Source organism: Nocardia farcinica (genome assembly GCF_029867845.1).
GTDB classification, from domain to species: domain Bacteria; phylum Actinomycetota; class Actinomycetes; order Mycobacteriales; family Mycobacteriaceae; genus Nocardia; species Nocardia farcinica_A.
In genome coordinates this window covers 1-5,625 of the sequence record NZ_JARWRU010000498.1, presented here as the reverse complement: position 1 = coordinate 5,625, position 5,625 = coordinate 1, and the positions used below count along the sequence as shown (strand labels likewise).

Genomic DNA, 5,625 nt, shown 5'->3' with positions numbered 1-5,625 from the left:
GTCCGGCATCGGCCGGGGCGGGCGGCGCGGTGTGCTCCCCGCGCATGCGGGGATGAGCCCTGCGCTCGCAAATCGGCCAACTCGGCGTCGGTGTGCTCCCCGCGCATGCGGGGATGAGCCCAGGCCCCACTGCCCGGGTGTGCCGGGCACAAGGTGCTCCCCGCGCATGCGGGGATGAGCCCGCGCCGATGTCGACGGGGTGGCGGCGCAGCAGGTGCTCCCCGCGCATGCGGGGATGAGCCCATCGCCGAAGAGCATCGGATGCGCGAAACCCTGTGCTCCCCGCGCATGCGGGGATGAGCCCGGTGCACCCCCGCGCCCTACCGTCCGCCCGTAGTGCTCCCCGCGCATGCGGGGATGAGCCCAAGTCGGCGAGGATCAGGCGCTCATCCGCGCGGTGCTCCCCGCGCATGCGGGGATGAGCCCGGATTCAACGAATGCCCTTCCGGTCACACCCGGCGCCCCCCGCGCAGGCGGGGATGAGCCCACGGCGGTATCGACCAGCGCGCCGACGATGCCGTGCTCCCCGCGCATGCGGGGATGAGCCCTCCCGCGCCTCATCGGCGTCGGCGGCGTTACGGTGCTCCCCGCGCATGCGGGGATGAGCCCCTCGAGCAAATGCTCCGAATGCAAGCGCTCTAGTGCTCCCCGCGCATGCGGGGATGAGCCCAGATTGTTGTAGTGAGCTTCCTTACCGGGGTGGTGCTCCCCGCGCATGCGGGGATGAGCCTCGCTTGCCGGTCACGTTCGCCGACGCCTTGCCGTGCTCCCCGCGCATGCGGGGATGAGCCCCGTCGTATTGGAGTCGGTCATCTGGGCGTTGCGTGCTCCCCGCGCATGCGGGGATGAGCCCCCGGACACGAGCGGGCACACCTTCGACGCCGGGTGCTCCCCGCGCATGCGGGGATGAGCCCCCGTGCCGCTCGCGCAGCCCGTCGAGCACCCAGTGCTCCCCGCGCATGCGGGGATGAGCCCTCATGGGCGTTGTGCTCTGGTCCTGGTCGGAAGTGCTCCCCGCGCATGCGGGGATGAGCCCGTCTAATTCAAGTTCCGCCGCTTTCTGCGGCAGTGCTCCCCGCGCATGCGGGGATGAGCCCTGCGCGTCGAACATCACGCCGCTGCCCTCGGCGTGCTCCCCGCGCATGCGGGGATGAGCCCAGCACCTACGCGACGATCCCGGCCGACGCCGAGTGCTCCCCGCGCATGCGGGGATGAGCCCCAGGTGAGCTTCTTGGTGCCGAGCTGGTTCAGGTGCTCCCCGCGCATGCGGGGATGAGCCTCAAGACGGGCATCGCCCTCGACGCGGCAGGCGGTGCTCCCCGCGCAATCGGGGATGAGCCCGACGAGAACCGCGACTACATGGCGTCCCGCCTGTGCTCCCCGCGCATGCGGGGATGAGCCCCACCCCGAGATCTCTCGCTGCGCCGCCTCCAGGTGCTCCCCGCGCATGCGGGGATGAGCCCGCGCCGGGCTGCACCACGTCGCCGTAGCTGTCGTGCTCCCCGCGCATGCGGGGATGAGCCCGGCTGTTTCTCTACATCTACCGGTCCACCTTGGTGCTCCCCGCGCATGCGGGGATGAGCCCGCCGCCGCCTCTCCGGCGCGAAGGACAGAGGTGTGCTCCCCACACGCGGGGATGAGCCCGTCGGGGAATCGGACGAGAACGGCATCGGTTGCGCGGGCCGGTGATCGCCATGGCCGTCTTCATCCTGCTCCTGACGACCATCTGGGGCGTTGCGGCCGGTGGCGGAACACGTGGCGGGAGATCTGGCTGTGATCGTTACCCCGGATGCCGTGTCCTCGAGCAAAACTGCTGGGGCACAACCGGTATGCCTTCCGCCATTTGAGCGAGTGGATTCTTCTCGCGGGCCGAGGTTGTCGGTCCCCGACGTCATACTGGCCTCATGGGGTACGAAGCGGTGCGGGCGCATTCCCGCAGGGGGAAGATCGGCGGAAGCTACGTGAGGAGTTCGCTCCGGTTCACCGACCGGCCGGCGCCTCGACGGGGGCACTATCCCTCCGTGCGTCGCTACAGTGCGCGCGGTGCGTCGGTGATGCCGATTCTGTGGGCGCTCGCAGGGCTGTTCTGTGCGGTGGTATTGCTGCTGGTGGTGCTGACGATCACGCACATGGGGCCGGCGGATGGCGCGGACGAGACCGACATGCTGCCCGCGCGCATCGCGCCCGCGGAGCCCGTCGCGCCACCATCGCCGTGTTTCCCCTTCGATGTCACCTGCTGATCCGGCGCGGAGGGTGAGCCGTTTGTCGGCGTCTCGGTGGCGGCGGCCCTGGACGCGGGCCGCCGGCCGAGGGGACGCGCTCAGATCTGGTCGATGCGTTCGAGGACGTCCATGAATACCGTCGCCGTCTGGTAGAGAAGGTTCATCTCGGCAACTGTCGCGTCGCGGATGGTGGGGTTCTGGAGGCCGAAATTGTTCACCCACGCGGCGGTCCTGGTCGACTGGAACAGCACGGTCGTGGCGCCGGTGTCGCCGATGATGTCGCCGAGGAACCAGGCGGTGAACAGTGGTTCGAGGTCGACGCCGTAGGTGTTCTCGAAGGCGGCGGTGATCGCGGGGGTGGCGTCGACGAGGGCGTTGCCGAAGGTGTAGAAGTCGCGGGTGTGTCTCGGTTCGGAGTGCACCGTGACCAGGGCGTGCGGGAAGTCGATGATCAGGTGGGCGAAGATCTGGCCCATCAGCACGCGGCCGGGGCTGCGTGAGCAGTCGGTGGTCAGGCGCAGGGCCTGCTCCCAGTGCGGGGGCGGGGTGCCGCCGGTGACGAACTCGTGCAGGGCGCCGACGTAGAGGCGCACCACCTCGACGGCGAGATCGGTGGCCCACGCCGGGTCGTCGTAGATCCCAGACTCGATGCTCGGGCCGACGAGCGTGAGGATCTCGTCGAAGGCGATGGGGAAGGTGCCGCGGTAATCGTCCGGTTTCGACAGCGCGGCGCGGAGTTCGGAAATGGTCCGCGGGCGTCGTCGAAGGTGTTGATATCGGACGGGTCGGTCAATTCCGCGAGGGCGCGGTCGGATTCGGGTGTCGCGGTGGGGACGCATTCCGAGACGGGCATCGGCGCGGCGAGCGCGTGAGGTCCCGATATCGGTGTCGACGCCATCGCCGCCATGGTCATCAGTACGGTGAGCAGGCCGAAGAGGTTCAGCCGTCGCCGTACGCGAATTCTTCTGGACGTATGTCCGGGATCGAATTCACCAGCATCGCGGACCTGCTCTCGAACGCTCATCTGCGAGGTTCGAGAATCTCGACTCCGGTTGATGGGATTCACACCGGATATTCGGCGCCCGGGTTCCGAGCAGATGGAACAAGAAATCGGAATCGAGCGGATCGGCGGCTCACGGGCCCGTCAGGGTCGGACGACGGCGGTTGGGCCGGGCCGGGGGGATCAGGTGTCGAGTTGCCCGAACTGCTGGGCGAACGTCTCGTCGGCCTGGGGGAGCGCCGGCGCGCCGGCGGTGTGCAGTCCGCGCCGTTACGCTGCTTCGGCGAGGTGATCACCCAGCGCGGAGTGGGCGTCGCCGGGACCGCCCGCGGCTTTCTCACGGAAGATGCGCACCAGCGCCTGGGCCGCGCGGAGTGAAGGATCGGCTTCACCCAACCCCCACGTGGCGAGTGTGCTCAACGCGTGGGCTCGGTCCTGTGCGGTGGCGAGGGCTTCGATCAGGTCCGTGCAGGCGCTGTCGAGTTCGGCCAGTGCGCGCGGATTCACCTGTAGCAGAGCTGAATTCGTTCCGGCAGCGTTGTGCCCGGCGCCGGTCTGGTTCGCTTCCACCGTGATCGCCTCCTGGAAGTGGTCCTGTTCATGTCTGACGCGCGGGGGTGCGGATCGGTTCCGTTCGCTCGGTCGGTCGATCCCGGGCCCGGGCTGTTCCGCGCGCTCGAAAAATCGGGCGACAACCGTGGAGGGGGCTGGGTAGAGTCCGGCGCATGTCGAGTCCCGAATCGGACACATCGGGGGCCGGCGGTTCCACCGTCGGCCCCTGAGCCCTGGACAACATGTCGACCCCGGCCCGTGTGGGCGGGGTGTGGCTCGTGCGGAGCCGGCCGTGGTGACGCGAAGACCTTCGTCGTCCTCTCACCTCGGAGTACTCGATGCCTTTCGCTCTCTATCTGCTCGCCCTGGCGGTTTTCGTCATGGGCACCTCGGAATTCATGCTGGCGGGCCTGCTGCCCGCCATCGCCGCCGACCTCGCGGTGTCCGTCGGCGCCGCGGGCCTGCTGACCACCGCGTTCGCGCTCGGCATGGTGGTCGGCGCGCCGTTGATGGCGGCATTCGCGCGGCGGTGGCCGCCTCGGCGCACGTTGCTCGTCTGCCTGCTGGTGTTCGCGGGATGTCATGTGATCTCCGCGGTCACGTCGGTGTTCGCGGTGGTGCTGGTCGGCCGCGTGGTGGCCGCGCTGGCGAATGCCGGCTTTCTGGCGGTGGCGCTCGCGACCGCGACGAACCTGGTCGCGGAGGACCGGAAGGGGCGGGCGGTGGCGGTCCTGCTCTCGGGGACGACGCTCGCCATGGTCGGGGGTGTGCCCGCCGGGGCTCTGGTTGGCGCCGCGCTCGGGTGGCGCGCGACGTTCTGGGCCGTCGGTCTGCTGTGTGTGCCCGCCGCTGTCGGGATTCTGCGGGGTGTGGCGAACACGGCCGCCGGTGACGGTGGTGTGCCCGCGCTCGCGGCGGAACTGCGACAACTGCGGGAGCCGGGGCTCGCGCTGGCCATGGCGGTGGGCGCGCTGGTCAACGGCGGGACGTTCGCGGCCTTCACCTTCGTGGCGCCACTGGTGACCGAGTCGGCGGGACTGGGCGAGGTGTGGGTCTCCGTGGTGCTGGTGCTCTTCGGAGTCGGGTCGTTCCTCGGCGTGACGATCGCGGGGCGGATGTCCGATCGGCAACCCGGTGTCGTGCTCGCCGTCGGCGGGCCGTTGCTGCTGGCGGGGTGGCTGGCGCTCATGGTGTTCGCGGGTTCGCCCGCCGCCCTGTTCGTTCTCGCCCTCGCGCAGGGGATTTCGGCGTTCGCCGTGGGCGGCACGGTGGTGGCGCTGGTGCTGTACGCGGCGACGGGGGCACCGACGATGGGCGGTTCGTATGCGACGGCGGCGTTGAACGTCGGCGCGGCCGCCGGTCCGGCGCTTGGCGCGGCCGGGTTGGCGCTCGGGTTCGGCGTGTCGGCTCCGGTCGGGGCGGCGGCGGCGCTGACGGCGACGGCGCTGGTCGCGGCATTCGCCGGGCGCCGCTGCGTGCTTCCCGGTGCCGCAAGACCTCGAGTGTCAGGGGGCTTGCATCGGTAATGGGCTCGGGCAGTTGCCGATACATCGGGCAACGGACCATCACGACACGAGGCGGAGCGATGCGAACTCGACGACACCTACAGGCCGTGCTCACATTCTGCGCGGTGGCCGCGCTCGCCGCGTGTGGCAGCACGGACACCGGGACACCGAGGACGGACGCCTCGGCCACGCCGACGACCTCGGCGCCGCGCCCCTCCGACGCGCCGCCGCCCGCCGACCCCGGCCGCACGCCGGCCCCGGACGCCACGCCCAGCCCCGCGCCGCGGCGGCGCCGGGCCCGCCCCCCCCCCGCCGCCCCCCCCGCCCCCCCCCGCGCCGGCGCCCC

5 protein-coding genes and 1 CRISPR repeat array are annotated in these 5,625 nt (G+C 70.7%); of the genes, 3 read left to right on the top strand and 2 right to left on the bottom strand.

Annotated features, from left to right (window positions below; translation table 11 throughout):
* Window positions 1-31: 31 nt before the first annotated feature.
* Window positions 32-1,585: a CRISPR direct-repeat array (repeat unit 29 nt; unit sequence GTGCTCCCCGCGCATGCGGGGATGAGCCC).
* A gap of 436 nt (window positions 1,586-2,021) precedes the next feature.
* Complete coding sequence (locus QH283_RS10890) at window positions 2,022-2,240, top strand: hypothetical protein (protein WP_280502896.1); 219 nt, start codon at window positions 2,022-2,024, stop codon at window positions 2,238-2,240.
* Window positions 2,241-2,320: 80 nt separating this feature from the next.
* Here QH283_RS10890 and QH283_RS10885 read toward each other — a convergent pair whose 3' ends face one another.
* Window positions 2,321-3,061 carry a DUF5995 family protein gene (locus QH283_RS10885; RefSeq protein ID WP_280502895.1) on the bottom strand — a complete coding sequence of 247 codons (741 nt, stop codon included), beginning with the start codon at window positions 3,059-3,061 and terminating at the stop codon, window positions 2,321-2,323.
* 431 nt (window positions 3,062-3,492) lie between these two features.
* Window positions 3,493-3,792 (bottom strand): hypothetical protein, encoded by a 300-nt coding sequence (locus tag QH283_RS10880; protein WP_280502894.1) that lies wholly within the window; start codon window positions 3,790-3,792, stop codon window positions 3,493-3,495.
* Between the two features lie 320 nt (window positions 3,793-4,112).
* On the opposite strand from QH283_RS10880, the gene QH283_RS10875 reads away from it, so the two are divergent.
* Together QH283_RS10875 and QH283_RS10870 are read left to right on the top strand one after the other, a co-directional pair.
* Entirely contained in the window at window positions 4,113-5,300 is a 1,188-nt protein-coding gene (locus QH283_RS10875) for a Cmx/CmrA family chloramphenicol efflux MFS transporter (RefSeq protein ID WP_280502893.1), read from the top strand.
* A gap of 59 nt (window positions 5,301-5,359) precedes the next feature.
* Window positions 5,360-5,625: hypothetical protein (locus QH283_RS10870; protein ID WP_432420703.1), on the top strand; the 266-nt coding region annotated here is incomplete at its 3' end.

Bases quoted from the DNA above. Each gene is read 5' to 3' on its own strand.
- QH283_RS10875 (WP_280502893.1), top strand. From the start codon at position 4,113: ATGCCTTTCGCTCTCTATCTGCTCGCCCTGGCGGTTTTCGTCATGGGC.
- QH283_RS10885 (WP_280502895.1), bottom strand. From the start codon at position 3,061: ATGCGTCCCCACCGCGACACCCGAATCCGACCGCGCCCTCGCGGAATT.